A 22873-nucleotide genomic window follows, 5' to 3' on the forward strand; every position below is an offset into this window, starting at 1 on the left:
TACAAAGGTATTGAATCTCTTTTATAATACAAAAAAGAATAATCAGTTCTTTATAAATTAAAAAAACAGATTAGTCCGAATTCTCACAGATTAAAATTATAAATCTATGAGAATTCGCCTTAATCTGTATTTAATAAAAATGATACTAAGTTAGCTACAACTCAACTTTTCAAGACCTACAATCAATTCCGATAGCGTATTGCTAATATATAATATACTATAAGAGTCACTATTAATCCAACCAATGCACAAGTAATCAAAATGAAAAATATATCCTTACCAATATTCCATATATTAACAGCAAACAGCTCCAATTGAAGAAAAAACTCCATAAAAAGAACCATCATAAGTATCACTCTGATGGCACGGGAGGCCAAAAAGAATTGAACATAGACATTGCGTTCAGTTATATGAACCGGAAAACGATAAAATTGTATAGAAACACGTCTCACAAACAAATAAGATCCAACAAGTAGCACAATCAAACCAGCATTAGTCCAACACTCTGTCAAACTTTTCCCTGATAATTGTGAATAATAGAACAACGTTAATATTCCAGTAACCACGAACACAAAGATGACCGTATATTCCATTACATAATCCAACACCCGCATTTTTGGCAAAGATATAGCTTTATCAGGCGCTGAATGATATCCAAAACGTATCATAGTATTTCTTTTAAATGTTAAAATCACTCCTTTACTCTATCCCCTTAATTTCCGTAGGATTATTGCCCGTCTTAGAAGATTTCTTTTTCAGACGACCACTTTTTTTCAAGGCCTCGGCAATAATCCACTGAAGCTGTCCGTTGGTACTACGAAACTCATCGGCTGCCCATTTTTCAATAGCATCCATCGTCTCAGCATCCACTCGCAAAACAAAGTTTTTTATTGATGATTCCTTTTTAGCCACTTTTTTATTTCCTTATATACTATATTTATCAATGATTCAATGTTCCCGTATTTATCACCGGCTGGGCGGCTTCGTCCGCACAAAGAACTACAAGTAAATTGCTTACCATAGCAGCTTTCTTGTCTTCATCCAACTCAACAATCTCCTCTTCAGAAAGTTTATGCAATGCCATACGCACCATTGACACAGCACCTTCGACTATCTTTTCACGAGCAGAAATAATAGCTGATGCCTGCTGTCGGCGCAACATAACTGCTGCGATCTCCGGTGCATATGCCAGATAATTGATTCGAGCTTCAACTATTTCCATACCAGCCATTGCTAAACGCTCATTAAGCTTCTGTTCCAACTGCTCATTGATTTCATCACCACCACTACGCAATGTCAGTTCATTTTCATTTGTTTCGTTATCATCATAAGCATACAAACCTGCTACCTGACGAAGAGCAGCATCACTTTGAACACGAACAAAATCTTCAAAAGCATTCATACGTCCGGCAACTGTCACACTCAGCTGTCCACTACCTTTATTATCCGCCATTGTCTGCGCATCAATCTCGAACATCGCTTTATATGTATCTTTTAGTTTCCAGACAAGTACAAGACCTATTAATATAGGATTACCAATCTTATCATTTACCTTAATAGGTTCCACGTCCAAGTTACGCGCACGCAAAGATAGTTTCTTTTTATTCATAAATGGATTAACCCAAAAGAAACCTGTTTCAGTGAACGTTCCTTTGTATTTTCCGAAAAACACCATCACACGAGCTTCATTAGGTTCTTGTGAAAAATATCCCGGAAACATCAATACGATTGCCGCAACAAAGAGCAACAGCAAGAAAAACAAAGTAATACTTCCTTTAAAAAGGACAAAACTCATAACAACACAAAGCGGCAATACCGCCAGATTAATAAACAAGGCTATAAAACCATCAATAACCACGTCATTGTACTTAATTTCTTTTGCATCCATAGCATTCAAATTTTGATATTATTTTGATATCACAAATATATCATATTTTATTTAATAAAAACAAGAATAGAGAGAGATTTTTTTCATCCTCATACTCTTTTTTTAACTAAACAGCAGCAATTGGATACTAAACAAACATAAAAGTAAAGAAAATAAGGGTTTATCACAGGCTAAAAAAGAGTTAGCACTTTGAGGAATATAAGTTTATTGCTACTTTTGCAACATTGAATTTAACCATACCAACTAAAAAAGTAAAATATAAAACGATTCATAAAATGAGAAAAGTAAGTTTGGCCCTGCTCTTCTGCCTTTTCAGCCTCGCCGGAATGGCACAAGGACAAAAGGCACTCGATCTTAAAGATATCACTACCGGGCGTTTCCGTCCCAAAAACATCCAAGGAGTAACTCCAATGCCCGATGGTGAGCACTACACACAAATGAATGCTGATGGAACACAAATCATCAAATACTCTTTCCGTACAGGAGAAAAAGTAGAAGTTATCTTTGATGTAAATACCGCCCGCGAATGTGATTTTAAAAACTTCGACAGCTATCAATTCTCACCGGACGGACAACAATTACTGATTGCCACTCAAACAAGACCGATCTATCGGCATTCCTATACAGCTGTGCATTATATTTACCCTTTAAAACGCAATGATAAGGGAGTTACGACAAACAACATTATTGAACGGCTGTCTGACGGTGGACCCCAACAGGTCCCCGTCTTTTCTCCAGACGGAACAATGATTGCTTTTGTCCGCGAAAATAATATTTTTCTTGTGAAAATGCTTTATGGTAACAGTGAAAGCAAGATTACTGAAGACGGCAAACCAAACTCCGTAATTAATGGTGTTCCGGATTGGGTGTATGAAGAAGAATTCGGATTCAACAGAGCTTTGGAGTTTAGTGCAGATAATACCATGATTGCTTTTATCCGTTTCGATGAATCAGAAGTCCCCACTTACTCTTTCCCCTTATTTGCGGGAGCAGCTCCCAGTATTGACGGATTAAAAGATTATCCGGGAGAATACAGTTATAAATATCCGAAAGCTGGATATCCGAACTCAAAAGTGGAAGTTCGCACCTATGATATTAAATCCCATGTTACCCGTACTGTAAAGCTACCGATTGATGCTGACGGATATATTCCACGCATCCACTTTACAAATGATGCCAGTAAACTGGCTATTATGACATTGAATCGCCATCAGGATCGGTTTGAACTTTATTTTGCTGATCCCCGATCTACGCTTTGCAAGCTAATTTTACGCGACGAATCGCCTTATTACATAAAAGAAAACGTATTAAATAATATTCAGTTTTACCCGGATAATTTCAGCCTGCTTAGTGAACGTGATGGATTCAGTCATTTGTACTGGTACAGTATGGGAGGGAGTTTAATAAAGAAAGTAACGAATGGCAAATATGAAGTAAAAGACTTCTTGGGCTATAGTGAAGAGGATGGTTCATTCTATTATACCAGTAACGAAGAGAGCCCATTACGTAAAGCTGTTTACAAAATAGATAAAAAAGGAAAAAAGATAAAACTCTCGCAACAAACAGGCATAAATACTCCTCTCTTCAGTAAAACGATGAAGTATTATATAAACAAGTTCTCAAACTTGAATACACCAATGCTCATCACGCTCAATGATAATATGGGCAAGACATTGAAGACACTAGTTACCAACGAGCCTTTGAAACAGGCTCTGTCGGGATATGCCATCCCGACAAAAGAGTTTTTTACTTTCCAAACGACAGATGGTGTAGCACTTAATGGATGGATGATGAAGCCTGTTGATTTCAACGCTTCAAAAAAATATCCGGTGATAATGTATCAATATAGCGGGCCCGGTTCTCAACAAGTTCTCGACACTTGGGATATGAGTTGGGAAACCTATATGGCAAGCCTCGGTTATATTGTAGTATGTGTGGATGGTCGTGGAACAGGAGGTCGTGGAGAAGCATTTGAGAAATGTACTTACCTGAAAATTGGTGTAAAAGAAGCCAAAGATCAGGTCGAAACTGCACTTTATCTCGGCAAGCAACCGTATGTAGATAAAGATCGTATCGGAATTTGGGGCTGGAGCTATGGTGGTTATATGACTATCATGAGTATGAGTGAAGGAACTCCGGTATTCAAAGCAGGAGTAGCTGTTGCAGCTCCTACCGACTGGCGCTTCTACGATACAGTTTACACTGAACGTTTTATGCGTACTCCAAAAGAAAATGCAGAAGGATACAAGGAGTCCTCTGCTTTTACCCGTGCCGATAAACTACATGGCAATTTACTGCTCGTACATGGTATGGCAGATGACAATGTTCACTTCCAAAATTGTGCTGAATATGCAGAACACTTGGTACAACTCGGAAAGCAATTCGATATGCAGATATATACGAACCGGAATCATGGCATATACGGTGGTAACACCCGACAGCATTTGTACAACCGACTAACCAACTTCTTCCTGAACAACTTGTAATGACGGATAGAGTACGTAAGCCTGAATGGCTGAAAATCAATATCGGTGCTAACGAACGATATACTGAAACAAAACAAATCGTAGACTCCCACTGCCTGCATACCATATGCAGTAGTGGGCGTTGTCCGAATATGAGTGAATGTTGGGGAAAAGGAACAGCTACTTTTATGATTGGGGGTGACATTTGTACCCGAAGTTGTAAATTCTGTAATACGCAAACCGGGCGGCCTCAGCCTCTGGATAGCAATGAACCCATTCATGTCGCCGAATCTATTGCTCTGATGAAACTCGACCATGTGGTTATCACCTCTGTCGATCGGGATGACCTTCCTGATTTAGGGGCCGGACATTGGGCACAAACTATCCGGGAAATTAAACGTCTGAATCCAAAAACTACCATCGAAGTACTTATTCCTGATTTTCAAGGAAAGACGGAACTGCTAGATCAGGTAATCAAGTCTCACCCTGACATAATCTCCCATAACATGGAAACCGTACAACGCATCAGCCCATTAGTACGTAGTGCTGCCAATTATAACACGAGCCTCAGAGTCATTGAACATATCTCACAAAATGGCATCAAATCGAAAAGTGGTATCATGGTAGGCCTGGGAGAAACTCCCTTAGAAATAGAGACACTAATGGATGATCTATTAAAAGTCGGCTGCGAAATACTTACTATTGGGCAATATCTGCAACCTAGCCATCGACATTATCCGGTTGCAGAATATGTCACTCCACAACAATTCGCTATTTATAAAAAAATTGGATTAAAAAAAGGATTTAACATTGTCGAGAGCGCTCCACTTGTTCGTTCATCTTATCATGCAGAGAAACATATCCGTTAGAAAACAAAACACATCCACTATTTGTTTTATATTTAAAACCGGCAAATAATAATACAAAAGAGATGAATCATAAAGGCGTACTATCTTCCGCATTTAACATGTCATTGGGTTTTATCCCCGTTATTATTTCCATTTTACTGTGTGAATTCATAACGCAAGACACGGCAATTTACATCGGTACAGGCATTGGTATCGTAAGTATATTCCTATTACATCATCGTAAAGGTACACTCATACCGAATTTTATCCTGTATATATCGACCAGTGTACTGACATTAGTTACTCTTACTACATTTATTCCCGGTGACTATGTTCCTGCCGGAGCTCTTCCACTTACTCTGGAAGTAAGTGTCCTCATTCCCATCCTGATACTTTATATGCACAAAAAAAGATTCATCAACCATTTTTTGCAGCAAATAGGTTCATGTAAAAAACGTTTATATGCTCAAGGGGCAGAGTCTGCAGTAGTTTCTGTCCGTATTGCTTTAATTTTCGGAATATTGCATTTTTTTATTATCAGTATTGTAATCGTTTGCCAGAATCCTCTAAGCCGAACAAGTATGCTTATTCTCTATAAAATACTACCTCCGAGCATTTTTATCATCAGTATATTGTTTAATCAGATTGCCATTCGATACTTCAACCATTTAATGTCCCATACCGAATATGTCCCTATTGTAAATATCAAAGGAGACGTGATAGGAAAAAGCCTTGCTATTGAAGCAATCAATTACAAGAATACATATATAAATCCAGTTATTAGAATCGCTGTGTCTTCTCATGGAATGTTATTTCTTTGCGATCGACCTATGACTGCTATTCTGGATAAGGGGAAAACAGACATTCCTCTCGAATGTTATCTTCGCTTTGGCGAATCCTTATCAAACGGTGTCAGCCGTTTAATAAGTAATGTCTTTCCACACACGAAAGAATCAATCAAACCGCAATTTAATATTATCTATCACTTTGAAAATAAAGTGACCAACCGTCTCATTTATCTATTTATAGTAGATATAAAAGACGATTCCATACTTTGCAGTCCACACTTTAAAAACAGCAAATTATGGAGCTTCAAACAGATTGAAGAGAATTTGAATAAAGACTTCTTCAGTAGCTGTTTCGAAGATGAATACGAGCACTTAAAAGACGTTATTTGTATAAGAGAAAAATACAAGGAATCTTAGATAAATCAGGGAGGTTACCCTTCCAATCGTTCACGGCACGTGTCTGTATATATTCATCGTCACAAGTGATATTGGCGGCAATACAGAGTTTTGTCTGAGGACGGCAATTATGTAATATGTCTTCTATCATTTTATGGTTCCGGTAAGGTGTTTCTATAAAAAGCTGCGTCTGACTTTCAGTGTAAACACGCTGTTCCAATGCTTTCAGTTTCTTTGCACGCTCTCCCGGCTCTATCGGCAAATATCCATGAAATGCAAAGCTCTGACCATTAAAGCCTGAAGCCATCACAGAAAGAATGATGGAAGAAGGGCCAACCAAAGGGACCACTTTGAGCCTTTTACGCTGTGCAATAGCAACCACATCTGCTCCCGGATCGGCTACTGCAGGACATCCGGCTTCGGAAATTACTCCCATAGAAGTACCTCCGGTCAATGGTTTCAGATAACTAGAAATATCCTCAGGAGAAGTATGCTTATTTAGTGGATAGAATGTCAATGAATCAATATCAATATCATGATCAACCTTTTTTAGAAAACGGCGGGCAGAACGGATATCTTCGACTATGAAATGTCGAATACCACGAATTATTTCCGCATTATAAGAAGGTAGCACCTTTTCAATAGATGTATCACCCAATGTGACAGGTAAAAGATAAAGAGCAGTTTCCACTTTTACAAATTAAAATTAAAAAATGAAGAATTGAGAAATGAAGCCTATTTATTAGATAGTCGGATAATCTGAGTCCTCGAACATCTTATGATAATCGTCTATTTCCAGCAGATCTTTCAACTTAACCTCCTTATGTTTCTTCATATAAGATGCAATGATCTGCGTTCCAATCCAAATACCGACTGACGCAGGGGCTTGTTCTCCTAACATATCGACAGCAGGAGCCGGTTTCATATAATACCGGATAATCATCAGGTCACGTGCATGTAAATGATCATTAGCCTGAATGTAACTCCAAATATCTTTTTCGTGCTCCTTACACCAACGATCCTCTTCGTTAGAATATCCCATAGCTTCACCCACATTATCATAATCTAACAGACTCTGCACCACATAATTAATCTTACCGGAATGCATCATCCAGTCAATCAAACAAGTTCCCTCATGATGATCCATACCATAACGACTCAAGAGGTAGAATGTGAAGCAGTCCGGAACAATTCGTTCGGGACGCATAGAACGACATTGATAATCATAATAGAAGCGTTTATAAAGTGGATAATCTTCACCCATATACTTATCAAGACTGATTCCAAGCAAGCTATCCACTACAACAATAGACTCATTGAATGCGGATACCTGTGAATAAATAAAAGGTACTTTGGTCTCAGGCACTTCCTTTTTCAACTTTCGGAAGCCTTTATTGAGATCTTTCTCCACTTGATCCAGATTAGGAAACTTCTTTTCCACATCATTCAGCAAACGAAGCAGAGTAGAATCCGAATAATAATTCTGCAAACGTTGAGCAATAGAATCATCATTCACCGTACCTATCGACAGTACATCTTCGATCAAAACCTTAGTAGGCTGCTGATAATCCATAACCAGCTTTTGCATAGCAGAAAAGCTGTTAGAACGAACATATTCGCTCAACAGCTTATCGTATCTTAGAACAGAAATCTCCTCTTTCTTCTGCTCCGCAACCGTCCCCGTGCTTATCCCGCAGGAGGTGAAAAGCATACTTATTAATATAACAAGAAGAGATATCCGTAGTTTCATTTTTTTTATCCGTAAATAATATTACCGTCTTCATCCATATACTCATCCAGCCCCTTCTCATAAGTAGCCATCGCACGAAGACTCATGCCTACACTAGAGAAACCTCCATCATGGAACAGGTTCTGCATTGTCACCTTACGGGTAAGATCAGAGAACATAACGATACAATAATCAGCACACTCATCAGCTGTCGCATTGCCCAGCGGAGACATACGATTAGCGAAGTCATACAGTTTATCCATCCCCTTCACGCCCGAACCGGCTGTAGTAAAAGTAGGTGACTGAGAAATAGTATTCACACGTACACTATGCTGACGTCCGTAAATATAGCCAAAACTACGTGCAATTGACTCCAACAATGCTTTTGCATCTGCCATGTCATTATATCCATAAAATGTACGCTGTGCAGCCACATAACTCAATGCCACGATAGAACCATAATCGGCAATAGCATTCTGTTTTTTAGCAGCCTGAATCATTTTATGAAACGAAACGGCTGAAATATCCAATGTTTTTTCCAACATTCCATAGTCAAGGTCATCGTAAGTACGTTTCTTGCGCACATTGGGAGACATACCGATAGAGTGAAGAACAAAGTCTATTTGTCCATTCAGTATATCCATGGAGGTCTTGAATACATTTGCCAAATCTTCCACGCTTGTTGCATCTGCAGGAACAACCTGACAATTCAGCTTTTCTGCCAATGCATTGACTTCACCCATACGGATAGCCATCGGAGTATTTGATAATGTAATCGTTGCACCTTCTTCTACGGCACGCTCTGCCACTTTCCAGGCAATTGACTGATCATTCAGAGCACCGAAGATTATACCTCTTTTTCCTTTCAACAAGTTGTAACTCATATCTTATAACAGTTAAATTTTGTGCAAAGATAGGAACTTTCTGCATAAAAACACGAGAAGTGTGCAAATAATAGACGGAAAGGACAAAAAATCCCTCTAATTCAACCATTAATAAGTAATCAGTAGTAATAAATAGAAAAGCCACAAGATCATGGAGATAGAGTAAAAAAAAATCAAATAGCAGACTCTTTTCCTTCAAAAGATGAACAGCCTGATACTTTTTTAATTATTTTTGCAACTAAATCAGATAAATATATATTCATCAGCTGTTTGAATCATAAAGAAGAATCTTATCATTATTACTTTTCTATTGAACTGTTGTTGCTTACCAATGAAAGCACAGAAATAAGAAAAACAACTTATAATCGGTAGTTGGGGAACAGACTGGCCTGTAAACGATACCATTAAATATACTAAAGAAACAGTAGGGTTAGGAACTTGTATTCCACAGCAGTTCGTAAAATCTGAGGAAAAAGATAAAGCCAATTATCTCTATACAATCAATGCTCCCAAAGCTAACTATTTCGATTATCACACAACATTCACATCAATGAAAAAGATTTTTGGATATAAAACACCGGAAGCGTGATTCAGATTCATTCGCGAATGGAAAGAAGAATTGGATCATCTACTCACAGTTAAAGTGAAGTAGAGAATATTAAAAAGATGTTTCTGCATAACGAAATTATTGCGGAAGCATCTTTTCTTTCTTAACTTTGTATGCTAAAAAGATTTAGTTATACAAAATTACATTCAGAATCGCAATGAAAAAACTGGTTATATTCGACTTAGACGGTACATTACTAAATACAATTGCCGACCTGGCACACAGTACTAATTATGCTTTAAACAAACTAGGGTATCCCATACACGAAATTGACCAATATAATTTCATGGTAGGAAATGGCATTAATAAACTCTTTGAGCGCGCATTGCCCGAAGGTGAAAAGAGTGAAGAGAATGTACTTCGTGTCCGCAAAGAGTTTATTCCTTACTACGATGCACATAACGCGGATGACAGTTGCCCTTATCCCGGTATTCCCGAATTATTATCCGATGCACAATCCAGAGGCATTCAATTAGCTGTCGCTTCAAATAAATATCAGTCAGCTACACAAAAGCTGATTACTCACTACTTCTCTGGAATCCATTTCACAGCAGTGTTCGGACAGCGGGAAGGAATAAAAGTAAAGCCCGACCCAACTATCGTCTTTGACATTCTAAAATTAGCTGACATAAGAAAAGAAGATGTACTCTATGTGGGGGATTCAGGTGTAGATATGCAAACAGCAGCCAACGCCGGAGTTACAGCATGTGGAGTCACATGGGGATTTCGTCCGCGAACAGAACTGGAGAAGTTCAACCCTTCATATATTGTAGATTCAGCCGAAGAAATCAATGAATTGATTGAATAATATTCTTCAGAAACATAGCGTTTGAATAAATATGATAAAGTTTTTAGACTCAAAGCATTGGGATACGAAAACTAGTTTGTACTTTTGCACCCGTTTTTAGCACAATACTACTTTATGGTAAAATTTGATTCCCAAAAATGGGTTTCACTCGGAACGAGCGCCTTCCATTATCTCACCAGGAAAAGCAAAGCTTTTATTACCTGGTATAACCATTTCTACCACGGGACTCGTTGGTATACAAAAGTACTCACAGCATTTACCTCTTTTATCATCCTGTTTCTCCTCTATCTGGCGATGGTGGATATTAATTTTCTGTGGATGTTCGGTAAATCCCCAAGTTTATCAAGTATACACAATCCTGAACAGCCGGTTGCTTCTGAGATTTATAGTGCTGATGGAAAACTAATCGGGAAATATTTTCAAGAAAATCGTAGTCCCGTAAAATACGAAGAGATATCACCTCTTTTAATAAAAACACTTATCTGCACGGAAGACGAGCGGTTCTACCAGCACTTCGGCATAGATTTTCAAGGTGTATTTGCAGCCATCAAAGATATGGCGCGGGGAGAAGCGCGGGGAGCCAGTACTATCACACAACAGTTAGTAAAGAATATGTTTAAGGTGCGTTCTCAATATTCCACCGGACTACTTGGCAAAATCCCGGGTCTGAAACTCTTGATTATGAAATCAAAAGAATGGATCACCGCCGTTAAACTGGAGTTTTTCTATTCCAAAGAAGAAATTCTGACAATGTACCTTAACACAGTAGATTTCGGGAGCAATGCTTATGGTATTAAAACAGCTTCTTCAACCTATTTTCACACCCATCCGCAAGATATTAATTACGAACAAGCAGCGACATTAGTCGGCTTACTTAAAGCTACTACCACCTACAATCCACGAACCAATCCAAAGAATAGCCTGAAACGTAGAAATGTAGTATTAGATAATTTACAAAGCCACCAGATCATTACGCGCAAAGAATGCGATTCATTGAAACAAATACCTATCCGCTTGAACTATAATATAGAATCGAATTATGACGGAGACGCCCTCTACTTCCGTGAAGCTATAGCCGATGAACTGCAAGAATGGTGTAAAGAAAATGATTGTAATCTATATACTGACGGTCTCAAAATACATACGACTCTTGACTCCCGTATGCAACATTACGCCGAAGCAGCTGTAAACAAACAAATGCGTATTGTACAGCGCAACTTCAATAACCATTGGGGAAACCAAAATCCCTGGCGCAATCGTAACCAACAAGAAATACCTCACTTCATTGAAGACCTTGCCAAACGGACTGTGGCATACAAACAATTGGAACAGAAATTTCCGGATCAACCGGATTCTATCCAATACTATCTCAATCTACCTCACCGCCTGAAAGTATTCGATTATGACCTCGGCACACGAGACACTACTATCAGCACCATGGATTCTATCCGATATATGGAGCGTTTCATGCATACCGGCTTTGTTGCCATCGAACCACAAACGGGTTATATAAAAGCATGGGTAGGTGATATCAATTTCAATTCATGGAAATATGATAAGGTACTTGCCAAACGCCAACCAGGTTCTACTTTCAAACTTTTCGTATATGCAGCCGGAATCGAAGCAGGAATGTCACCCTGCGACGAAAAAATTGATGAAAGTGTAGTCTGGGATGTGATTGAAGATGGAAAACCTTCGCAATGGATACCACATAATGCGAATGGTGCTGCTACCGGCGATACAATGTCATTGAAATGCGCCTTCGCTCAATCTGTCAATACCATTGCCGTGCAAGTTGCCAAAAAGGTAGGGATTCCGGCTGTCATACGGACTGCCAGAGCAATGGGTATCAAAACTCCTTTGGAAGAAATTCCTGCAATCAGTCTGGGAGCTTCCGATGTATCACTTTTGGAGTTAGTCAATTCGTATACAACGGCTATCAATGATGGCATAGCACACGACCCGGTTTTAGTGACACATATCGAAGACCAACAAGGTAGGGTACTTTATGAATATAAAGCACCTGCTCCTGTACAAGCCATCCCTTATGAAACAGCCTTTCTGATGACCGAAATGTTGAAAGGTGGAATGACTGAACCCGGCGGAACCTCCAAAGCACTTTGGGCCTATGATTTATTCCGTTATGATACACAATTCGGAGGAAAGACCGGAACTTCTTCTAATCATTCCGATGCCTGGTTTGTAGGAGTCACTCCCAAACTGGTTGGAGGCGCCTGGGTAGGAGGTGAACATCGTAGCATTCACTTCCGCACAGGAGAACTCGGGCAAGGTAGTCGCACGGCACTCCCAATTTTTGCTTACTTCATGGAAAGTGTACTGAAAGATAAAAACCTGACACAATATCGGGGACAATTTCCTACGAAACCCAAAGAAAAAATCAATAAGTCATATGGTTGCAACGGAGATTATCGACCAGCACCCAGAGATACAGATTCCATTGCTATCGTTTTACCGGATAGTATTGAAATGAATAAAGAAGAAGAAGTTGATTTATAAAATATGGAATATTTAATATAAAAACCTCAGGATAGAAACTTTGTTAATAGTCCTTGAGACAATTTCCTGAAATGCTTAGTATCAACACATTGTATCTTAAAGATAAAATTAAGATATGCAAATCTTCATTACCATAATACTCATAGTCTATCATTGTTCACAAAGTTACATCTTAGACAATTTGCGAGAATAAAGGTAATCTCATTTTTATATAACTAAAGAATTCATTTGACATTATTACATATTTTCAATTAATGCATCACTAAAAAAATTAGTTATAAAATATGTATTTATAAAAGATCATAATTGAGCAACTTAAAATCCACTTTCATTTTTTTTATAATTACATCTTATTAATAACTATCGTAAAAACAGCATTTAACTCAATAAAATTAAAATAATCAATAATCAAATTAATCATTTACTACTTACAGTATACTCTTGTCATACAAAATTCTTCTATTAACAAGATCAAGATGATATTTATAAATTCATATATTAAGCTAAAAGTACAGCTAAAAGTTAATCAGTAATTTTTCTATGATTTTTCAATAATCTATTCATCAAGAATGTGGAAAATAAAAATAATAACTTTATAATAATCCACACTATATATCTATCATCTCGTTTTCTTTACATACTAAATTCACCAAACAAGAAAACAAAATATTATAGTTCTTCAAAAGAATTGACTCAAAAGATTGTATAAAAGTCTTCCAACCTTTGCATATTATGTTAATATATTTATTAGCTTTGCAGTGTTATTAACAAGTTTAAATATATAATATAAAAACACGAATATAGATATATGGGAAATTCACTTGAAATAGTTTTTGATAAAAAATTTACTCAAAAAAACCTTGATTCTATCATTTATCAATATTTAACAAATACCATTAATGAAATACAATCTGAAATTGTATTCAATTTAGAACAATTAGAATGGATTGACTCAGAAGAAATAACTTTTCTATTCGCATGGATTAGACAACTCTACCTTCAAAATAAGAATGTAACTGTAAAAATGCCCGTTGTTGCAAAAATATTTAAAGGTGATAATGATGAAATAATAGCAAGAAGAAAATTTCTCAATTCATACTTGTATATTGATTGGAAACTATACAGTACTGGTATTAAAGATAATATTAAAAATTTGCTTGTTGATATAAATAGCAGAATTGAAAAGAAATTTACATTAGGAACCCCAAGAAAAATATTACCATTCCAGATAATAGATACAGAATACGATTCCGATAATCCCATTGATAAACGATTTTTTAAAAATACGAATGAGAAATTCAGCATTGATAATAATATTATTCAATTACTGAACGACAATAATTGCTATTCTCCATTTGAAAATAAAGTAATCAGTGATATTATTACTAAAGAATTATTTATGAATTCTGCAGAACACGCACAAACTAATGAGAGCTATTTTGCTATAGCATTGCGTGATAAATGGAAAAATACAGATAACCAATTCTTTAACAATCAATTCTTATTAGAAAAAGAAAAATCCACATTAAGTTTCTATAAAGACAAAGAAAAAATAATGCCGATAATAAAAGAAGAGGCATTAAAAATAAATCCCAACAGAATATCAAATAAAATAATAGCAGACTTAACAAAAAAGCCAGAATATAATATTTTCAAAAACCAATCTTCATTAGAATTTACATATATTGATTTCGGTAAAGGAATACATGAGACTTTAAAAGATGAATATGAGAAAAATAAAAATAAATCGATACATAGCCTATCAGAAAATATAAATTATAAGCATATTCACTCACGAATACTTGAATATGCTTTCTTACTAGATTCATCCAAAGATCCTTTTGATAATCGAATAAAAAAAGCTGATTTAATACCAAGAGGGTTATATTTTCTTATAGATATGGTAAGGCGATATAAGGGCTTATTAGTTGCCCGAAGCGGATATGGAAAAGTAATTTATGATTTTTCAGATCGAATTTATATTGAAAATAAAAATGGTGAATTATTAGTATCCAAAGATCGTATCTATACAGTCAAAGAGGCTATTATTCCTATACAAGACGAAACTTCTTATTTTAATGGAACCTTTATTTCAATTGTACTTCCAGAAAGAAAAAGTGCAGAATTTAGAAAAGCGGGTGTTCGAATAGATAATTACAATCTAAATAAATATATTTTTAATAAAGATAATTCGAATGATTATCCTAGAGAATTGTTTGCTCCTAAAACTTATGAATATTTAGATTTATCTTTCTTATATAATGCCTATCATCACAAGATACGTGATAAAAAAAGTCTATTACATTCTGTATACTATTATATTAGTGAGAAATTGACTGATTTAAATGAAAGAGGTGATAATAGTATATTGTTTGTTGATTTTAAAAATCTACCTCAAAGTAATCAAATCTTAAAGATTATATCATATCTACAAAACACTGCATTAGTAAGTGAAAGAGTTAAAGTCATTACTGGTAATATAGGAGATAATGAATTAAATGCTCTTAAAGAGTATCACTATAAGTATAATTTAAAACAAGAAACCTCTTTTTTATTTAAAGCAATCCCATGTCTGAGAATAAATAAGTCGCCTGATCAAATTCTTGGAATTGACGATATTCAATGGATTGGTGTTGATAACAAAGATGATGATATTATTTTCACTCAATTACTTCTCAATCCGGAAAAGAGTTTTGATTTATCAAGAATTTATTCCAAACACTTATGTGAAGGGAATGTGATTTGCCAATATCAAGGTAGAGCTATTTCGATATTTGACGATTTCAACACTTTAGTTACTAAAATCAAAGAATCAGTAGCTAATTTTAGTGATTTCAATAACCTTATCGAAAAAACAGAAAAAGATGGAATTGAAAAAGGTCTTTTACAATGGATCTCGGATAAAGAAAATGAATATCCTGTAATACAGAATGGGGAAGACAATAATATTTTATATTTAACAGCCAAAGGAACATATCAAGAAAAATATCTGTCATTCTACGAATCACTTTCTTTTAAATATACAGCTCGTTTTTTTGCCCAACTATTACTGCACAATTATATTAAAAATCTAACTAATGATTTTACAAATAGAACAAACATAGAATTTAACAAATTAGAAGATTCTAAAAAACTAATTGTAAAGAAATCATTTGTATTTGACAAAATCTTAGCAGTGACTGTAAGCAGCCAACTCCTAGCTATCGAACTTAAATATTTAATCAAGGAACATGATATATATAAATTTTTAGGCAGAGATAAATTTAATAAAAAACAAGAATTAAAACATATTTGTAATAATATAAGTACTGCTAATACAAAAGATAAATTCTACGAAATTATAGAAAATAATAGAGATTTAATTGACGAATATTACAATTATTATAACAAGTGGATACAGAGTGAAGAACATTCAGATATTTGTCCTGATTTAATAAAGTTATCAAGTTATTACTCTTTTGAAGATGAGAAACCATTTAAAGAAATTGAAGATAATCAAAAAATTATCATTGTAAACGATGTAATTTCAACAGGATCTCTTATAAAAAGATTATTAGATGGAATGAAGTACAGAGAGATTGATTTAAAAGGAATTCTATCAATAGTTGACACTCGTAGAGAAGTAAAAGATATAGATGAAAATATAGAGTATCCTTCCAAATTCTTCTCAGAAAATATTGAATGTAAAATTGTTTCTATCATTTCAAGCAAAATAAATACAGATCTCATAATCAAAAAACTAAAAGAAAAACCTCTAGGAACTGAAAAATATAAGATAAAACGCATTAATCCCATTCTTAATTCAATAGTAACATTAAACTCAAGACACACCGAAAAAAATAAAATTTTATTTAAAAACCCAAAAGATTTTATTGACCTAGAGGAAGTTAAAACTAATATTTTCCAAATTGGGCATTTTAAACAAAGTTTATTATCACATAGTAGTTATTATACTGATATGAATTCATTACTACACAACACGAAAGGAATGAATTTATTAAAGCAATGCAAGAATAAAATAGATGCAAAATTAAAAGAGAAATGCACACCATTTTTTATTTTTTACCCAGTTCATTCGGGAATAGAACAAATTTCAGAAGATACATATCATGAGGTTTTTAAAACAGACAGAGCCAACATTATTGGCTTACAGCGATATCAAACTCCATTGGGCTGGCGATTCGTTTTTCCTCCAAAGCGTTTCAATGAAATAATAAAGGGGCAACAAGTATTAATAGTCGATAGTGGAACTTTGTCAGGACAATCACTCGTGCAACTAATAGATGCAGTATCAATTTACGAAGTAAGCAGAATAGATGTTTTGGTTGTAATTGGAAGATTAGATGATTTTCAACGTGAATTTTACTCAAGACTACAAACAATAAAAGTTAAAACTAAGATACACAGCAAAGAAGATGAAACAAGAGAAGTGATAGACCCTATCAACATTTTCTTTGGAACAAATTTACATATTCCTTCATACCAAACAGATGAAATGTGTCCATTTTGCAAAGAAACAGTTTTATTAAAAGAATATTTAAATAAGTATTCAAAACTACTTCCTACAGAAGCAATAATGTATATCGAAAAACGAATCGGTACTGACAAAAATAAGGCAAATGGAGAAATTGAATTACAAGAAAGCAGCAGGAAACATACTCCGGAATACATTCCAAAAGATAAAACAACAAAGAAACCTGATTTTCGCAATATTTTTTTAATGCGAGATGAATTAGGAAAAATAGACAGTTACAGATTTTATGAAGATTATTTTAGTAGAAATAATGAAAATGAAGATGAGAGGTTAGACGATTTATGTAATAGATACTCAAATGAACAATGGAATGATTTAAAATCCATAAACAAAGATGATTTAAAAAGATTTGAACAAATTTTAATTTGTATTTTACATGAACACACTTTAATTCCCACTATCAGAGATTTATTAATAAACCTTTTTGAAATATTAAAAAGGATTATTGATAGAATAATACATGATAATACACTAAAAAATGATTTAGTTTATGATTGGAGTACATATTCTCTTTTAAGGGTTTATTATTCTTTCGTTGGAGAAGACAAATTTTATACTCCATCAACTTTTGAAGATATTTACAATTTTTGCAAAGACGATATTGATTCTTGGAATTATATATCCTTCTTATTAGCCAGAGAAGGATTTAAGCTCAAATTAGAAAAGGAAAGACATCATCATCATATTTCTGAAATATTGGCACGATTAGATAAAATCATTCCTTACTCAAAAAATATCTACTCACGTCGTGTAGTAGACAGATTGCGTAAAAATCCTAATATAATAGAAAATGTTAATACTGTAAAAGAAGCATTTGAAACACTATATAAATTCTTTGTAAAATTAAAATCCACAAGAATGCATGGTGATTTTTCTCAAAAGTTCTCACAGATTGACATGGTAAGAGATAATCCTATAGAAACAGACGGTCGATATAATTTATATGTATCAGCAATCAAATTTGTTACAAAAGAACTCAAAGACAATATATTCAACAGCCTCAAAGTAATATATGATGACACCTCATTACAACAATGTTTTGATGCTAGTGAGTACGATATGTTATTTTGCGATAAAGAAGGAAAACTCTGTGTTTTTAACACTCTAAAAACTATTATCGAATCTTATAATAGTTTTGAAGAAACAACCGACAGAGATGATTCTCAGATAAAAAAACTAGCAGAATTATTATATAAATTCAAACTTTCTTGTATTTTAGACTCTAATGAGAACTCTTTTTCAGAGTATTGTAATAACTATATGTCGGATGTGAGTATATTAACAGAAGAATTTCCAATTAGTAATAAAAAGATACATATAACATATAATAATAAAAATCTAAATAGTCGAATGATTCCGTTACATAAGTCGTTCTTTAAAAAGATGACAAAAGAGATATTCGACAATGCTCTGAATTATGCAAGTAGACAAAGTGAAAATATTACTCTTGAAATTTATATAGAACCAAATATAGATGGATGCTGTTATGATCTGATTTTCAAACAAAATACAAAGTTTGATAATTCCTCTAGTAGGCAGGGAGGAACAAAAGACACAATAGAAAAATTATTGCAAACATTTTTCCCCGATAAATATGAAATAATACATTCCCCAAACTATATTATAAAAATTAAAGTTATCAACGAATAAAAAAATAACTCATTATGGACAATAAAGACAAAATTATCACATTTTTAATTGCAAAAAGAGGGGTACAACATAATGGAGACACCGATTTTTTTGATACTTTTGATGGTGCTGTGAATTTCAAAAACAATGCAAATGTTGTTGTATTAGAAGATGCCAACGCCCTAAAGTTAGTATTGGCTGATTTCTCAAATAACATTGAGTTTAGGTTATTAATCCACGCTAATATTGGCGAAGCAGGTAAAGAGTCACAAACCAAAAAATTACAAACAGTTGTAGCCGACATTCGTTCAATACCAGGATGCGCACATATTAATCCATTTTTTGTCACTAGAAGTGGAGAAATTGAAAGGTTATGCGCTGACCAAAATAAGAAATTTGTAAAGTTGAAAGGATCTAACATTATGTGTACTTATACATCCTTGTTATCATCAGATGAAGATTTTCTAAAAGAGTTAAAGCCTTTCTCAAAAAAAACATCAACAAACGGTATATGTAATTCAGATAAACCCAAAATTTTCATCGGATCTTCAACTAACGGTCTGTCTTATGCAACAGCAGTTAAAAGTGTAATTGAAAAGAAGAAGTTAAAAATTGATGTTGATATTTGGGATAATGTATTTGGAGATGATAATGATGTAAACATTGAAGTTCTTGAAAAAGCAATTGAAAAATATAAATATAGTATTTTTATTTTTTCTCCAGATGACACTATAAAAATGTCAAACGATAATGAAGAAAAAAAGATACCAAGAGATAATGTAATTTTTGAGTATGGCTTGTTTATGGGAAAAAATGGACGTCATAATACTTTTTTCATTGTACCTCAAGAATGGAAAGGATTACGAATAATTACAGATATAGATGGGATGAATCGTTTTCCATATACTGAAAATGAAAATAAAGATTCTGCTGTCAGATCTTCTTGTGATAAAATCTTAGAAGTAATACAAAAAGACAAAACTAGTTATTTATAACTTTAATGAAATAGTCTACTGTTAATTAAATCCTGTTGTCTATTCTTCATAAACTGTTTTTATTATTAATCAAAAAAACTTAATTAGAAAGAATATTTACACAAATTAAATGCAACAAATTTAAGACAAAAATACATACTAGTCTATAACACTGCCTTATGACATTTATCATATTGCACACGTACTCTAAAAGGAGAACTGAATAAGATACAATATAAAGTGATCTTTTCAGAATGTACATCCATATCGGCATTGAGTCCCATGATGATGACTTGAACTATTATTAACTAAGCTTTCAGTCTGAATATACAACACTAAATTTAACATAGGATTAAAAAAGTTTCCTTTTTATTATCACTTGTCACTTTTTCTAGTTAAAGCACTCATTTTCAATACTAAATCAGTGATAATAGCCAGTGATAATAAAGTGACAATAGAAAATTAGCTGATTCTATTGTCACTTTATTTTCATCTTATTTTCATTTCACTATACCCATTTTACAGCTTAACTACCCGATACACAGTACCTTTATTGGTATGCCTCGAAGGAATTCCAGCTTTTTGAAGTAATCTTCCGAAGTGATATGCCTTACCACAAGATAGGGAAATAGTCGTCCTTTTCTGTAAATAATCGAGTATTTCCACTGGAGACAAGTACTCTCCTTCCCGATCATTGCCTGCTGCTTTGAAATAATGATAAAATAACTGAATGGCAGGCGGAGTCTGCTCAAACTCCCGATTACTCTGCTTTAAAATATCTTCGTCTTTCTCATCAAACCAGTATCGCTCTCCATGATAAATCTCATACATTGCCTGTGCATACAATTGCTGATAGTCAATCGGGCGAGTCGTATCAATAGCATCTTTCACCTCAATGCAAATAAAACGGCGGCTACCGGAAGGATCTGTCAGCAAATCTTTTTGATTACTCGTTGCAATAAACGAAGCATAACGTTGAAGTTCCTGTACCGAATTCCCGTAAGGCTTGCGAAGATTGACTACCGGCTTTTGCAAAATATGCTTCAGAAAACCTTGCTGAGTCAAGGTAATCTGATCAAATTCATCAATATTAATCAATGCAAAGCGATTCAGGTACATTTCTGCGTCCCGCTTCCTGCTGAAATCAATACTATCAGTATAATAACCACGAAGTTCGGGCGGTATCAAATCACGGCAAAAAGTAGATTTATGAGTTCCTTGCGCACCTACCAACAATGGAGAAGTACTATTTGCATACTGTTTATCCATTCCACGCCAATGAGACACCATATTCAAGAACCAACGATGAAAAAGCATACTCCAATGTGGATTTTCACAAGGAACCCGGCCTGCTAATTCTGTAATGCGGTCTTTCCTGTCCCAGTTGGGAAGATGAAATATAAATTCTTCCAACGGATTATAAACGGGCACACGATTCGAATGGAGATAACGGTCTATATCCCGATCCCATACCGCAATCCCTTCACCCTGAGCATCCAGCAAAATACTATTTTGAATCCTCTTATCTAAAGGTCGGAAGCGAAAATAGAATGAACAACGATCCCGGTATTCTACCTCCCCTATCTGAGTGTTGTAACGGAATTCATAACGCCGGTTCATAAACTCTTCCGTCTGCAAAGCAAGAAGTTGTTCTTTCGTCAGTCCATCTTTCTTACCAAACCCTTTACACTCTTTATAGACATTGCTTATCATTGCGCGAACCAACATTTCCTGTCCGACAACGTAATACCGGTGGATGGTTCGCCGCGTTACTTCTTCTTCCGGGATTCCGGATAGAAAACAGTTTCTCGCCAGTTGCACTACCAAAGGTTGCAAGTCAGTATCCGGCTTCCACCCTTCTTTCATCTCTTCCAACGTTTTCCGCAAAGCAGCTTCGTAAAGTAATGCCAATGTATCTTTTGCATCATAGCCCGGAATAATACGCTGCCAGGGAGATTTTTCCTCAACCGTTTTTTCCGGGTAAGTCGGTTCTTTAGGCATCCCTAAGGGTTGAGAAAGGTAAAAAGGTACAGAACTTGACCGATAAAAGGGTTCAGGGTCATAACTTAATCTCGAATATTGCTCCAAAGTCGGTTCTTTCAACTGTATATCAAAAGGGATTTGAGGTTGGTAACATTTCACTGCCAGCCGGTAAGCATGAGCCTGAAAAACCTCCGCTTCCTCCAAAGTCTGAGGTAGCGTTCCGTCCGGGCGAGTAAAGCGAGTCCATATCTTTACCGACTTCCCACTCGATCCCATAAAGGCAAACATTGTTTGTGGTAGTTCCGCCGCTTTTTTCTTCACCAACTCGACTTCTGATTTTCCTGCCAACGGACCAACACTAATTTCAACTATCCCGTTGTACGTTTTCATACACCTCACGCCATTGACACGTCCGAAGACGGCAGCAGGCATTACTTTAGGAAGCTTTCGGGTTATGTCACAAGTATCTCCGGGTAATACATAATGCAGGGCCTGGCGTAGTCCGGTGACCGGACAAGTCTTTGTCTCTGTTTTTATTTTCTCCTTCAATAAGGCAAACTCTACTACACTCAATGCTTCTACGCCTTCCTTTTCCCTGATTTGTGTTATCTTCATTTCTTTTTATTGAATGTTTTTACATCCTTCAAAGATAAATAAAAAATGAGCACAAAACAATCTTTTATCTTTATTATTTCAGTTGAATAAATTCATCGTATAAAACCGTTTAAAACCCTTTATTTAAAAAGAAATTACCTGAACATTTAGTTGTTTTAAAGCTTCAATTAATGTATCTTTGCAGTGATAAAAAATCGTTTTACGTACT

At 35.1% G+C, this 22873-nt stretch carries 14 protein-coding genes and 1 pseudogene; 8 read left to right on the plus strand and 7 right to left on the minus strand.

Annotation, left to right across the window (positions count from 1 at the left end; translation table 11 throughout):
- Positions 1–182: 182 nt before the first annotated feature.
- The 3 genes from PHO71_RS14035 to PHO71_RS14045 are packed head-to-tail and all read right to left on the minus strand — an operon-like array spanning position 183 to position 1888.
- Entirely contained in the window at positions 183–668 is a 486-nt protein-coding gene (locus PHO71_RS14035; RefSeq protein WP_300204407.1) for a hypothetical protein, read from the minus strand.
- Between the two features lie 31 nt (positions 669–699).
- Entirely contained in the window at positions 700–912 is a 213-nt protein-coding gene (locus tag PHO71_RS14040; RefSeq protein WP_300204409.1) for an Arc family DNA-binding protein, read from the minus strand.
- 28 nt (positions 913–940) lie between these two features.
- Positions 941–1888 (minus strand): SPFH domain-containing protein, encoded by a 948-nt coding sequence (locus PHO71_RS14045; protein WP_300204412.1) that lies wholly within the window; start codon positions 1886–1888, stop codon positions 941–943.
- Between the two features lie 275 nt (positions 1889–2163).
- Between PHO71_RS14045 and PHO71_RS14050 the strand changes: the two genes are divergently transcribed.
- The 3 genes from PHO71_RS14050 (at position 2164) to PHO71_RS14060 (ending at position 6406) form a co-directional block, all read left to right on the plus strand.
- Positions 2164–4374 carry a S9 family peptidase gene (locus PHO71_RS14050; protein WP_300204415.1) on the plus strand — a complete coding sequence of 737 codons (2211 nt, stop codon included), beginning with the start codon at positions 2164–2166 and terminating at the stop codon, positions 4372–4374.
- Entirely contained in the window at positions 4374–5222 is an 849-nt protein-coding gene (gene lipA / locus PHO71_RS14055) for a lipoyl synthase (protein WP_300204418.1), read from the plus strand. The genes PHO71_RS14050 and lipA overlap by 1 nt, the downstream gene beginning before the upstream one ends.
- Before the next feature lie 62 nt (positions 5223–5284).
- A complete protein-coding gene (locus PHO71_RS14060) occupies positions 5285–6406 on the plus strand; it encodes a hypothetical protein (RefSeq protein WP_300204421.1) in 1122 nt (373 codons plus the stop codon).
- Here PHO71_RS14060 and PHO71_RS14065 read toward each other — a convergent pair.
- The 3 genes from PHO71_RS14065 to PHO71_RS14075 are packed head-to-tail and all read right to left on the minus strand — an operon-like array spanning position 6372 to position 8998.
- On the minus strand, positions 6372–7076 hold the full coding sequence (locus tag PHO71_RS14065; protein ID WP_300204424.1) for an SAM-dependent methyltransferase: 705 nt from the start codon (positions 7074–7076) through the stop codon (positions 6372–6374). The two genes, PHO71_RS14060 and PHO71_RS14065, sit on opposite strands and share 35 nt — an antisense overlap.
- Before the next feature lie 51 nt (positions 7077–7127).
- On the minus strand, positions 7128–8135 hold the full coding sequence (locus PHO71_RS14070) for a gliding motility lipoprotein GldB (protein WP_300204427.1): 1008 nt from the start codon (positions 8133–8135) through the stop codon (positions 7128–7130).
- A gap of 5 nt (positions 8136–8140) precedes the next feature.
- Positions 8141–8998, minus strand: a complete 858-nt coding sequence (locus tag PHO71_RS14075) for an enoyl-ACP reductase (RefSeq protein WP_300204430.1) — start codon at positions 8996–8998, stop codon at positions 8141–8143.
- A gap of 364 nt (positions 8999–9362) precedes the next feature.
- Between PHO71_RS14075 and PHO71_RS14080 the strand changes: the two are divergent.
- From PHO71_RS14080 to PHO71_RS14100, 5 genes and pseudogenes are all read left to right on the plus strand, one after another.
- Positions 9363–9650: pseudogene (locus tag PHO71_RS14080) on the plus strand (DUF4861 family protein); the annotation flags it as partial.
- A gap of 112 nt (positions 9651–9762) precedes the next feature.
- Positions 9763–10413, plus strand: a complete 651-nt coding sequence (locus PHO71_RS14085; RefSeq protein WP_300204432.1) for an HAD family hydrolase — start codon at positions 9763–9765, stop codon at positions 10411–10413.
- Positions 10414–10527: 114 nt separating this feature from the next.
- On the plus strand, positions 10528–12930 hold the full coding sequence (locus tag PHO71_RS14090) for a transglycosylase domain-containing protein (protein ID WP_300204435.1): 2403 nt from the start codon (positions 10528–10530) through the stop codon (positions 12928–12930).
- An 808-nt stretch (positions 12931–13738) separates the two neighbouring features.
- Complete coding sequence (locus PHO71_RS14095) at positions 13739–19114, plus strand: hypothetical protein (protein WP_300204438.1); 5376 nt, start codon at positions 13739–13741, stop codon at positions 19112–19114.
- A 14-nt stretch (positions 19115–19128) separates the two neighbouring features.
- Positions 19129–20088: a TIR domain-containing protein gene (locus PHO71_RS14100; protein WP_300204440.1), complete on the plus strand. Its 960-nt coding sequence runs from the start codon at positions 19129–19131 to the stop codon at positions 20086–20088.
- A 498-nt stretch (positions 20089–20586) separates the two neighbouring features.
- On the opposite strand, the gene PHO71_RS14105 is transcribed toward PHO71_RS14100, so the two are convergent.
- Positions 20587–22665, minus strand: coding sequence for a BT4734/BF3469 family protein (locus PHO71_RS14105; protein WP_300204443.1), 2079 nt, complete (start codon positions 22663–22665; stop codon positions 20587–20589).
- Positions 22666–22873 lie beyond the last annotated feature (208 nt).

The sequence above is a fragment of the Bacteroides sp. genome (assembly GCF_028690125.1).
In the GTDB taxonomy this organism is placed as follows: domain Bacteria; phylum Bacteroidota; class Bacteroidia; order Bacteroidales; family Bacteroidaceae; genus Bacteroides.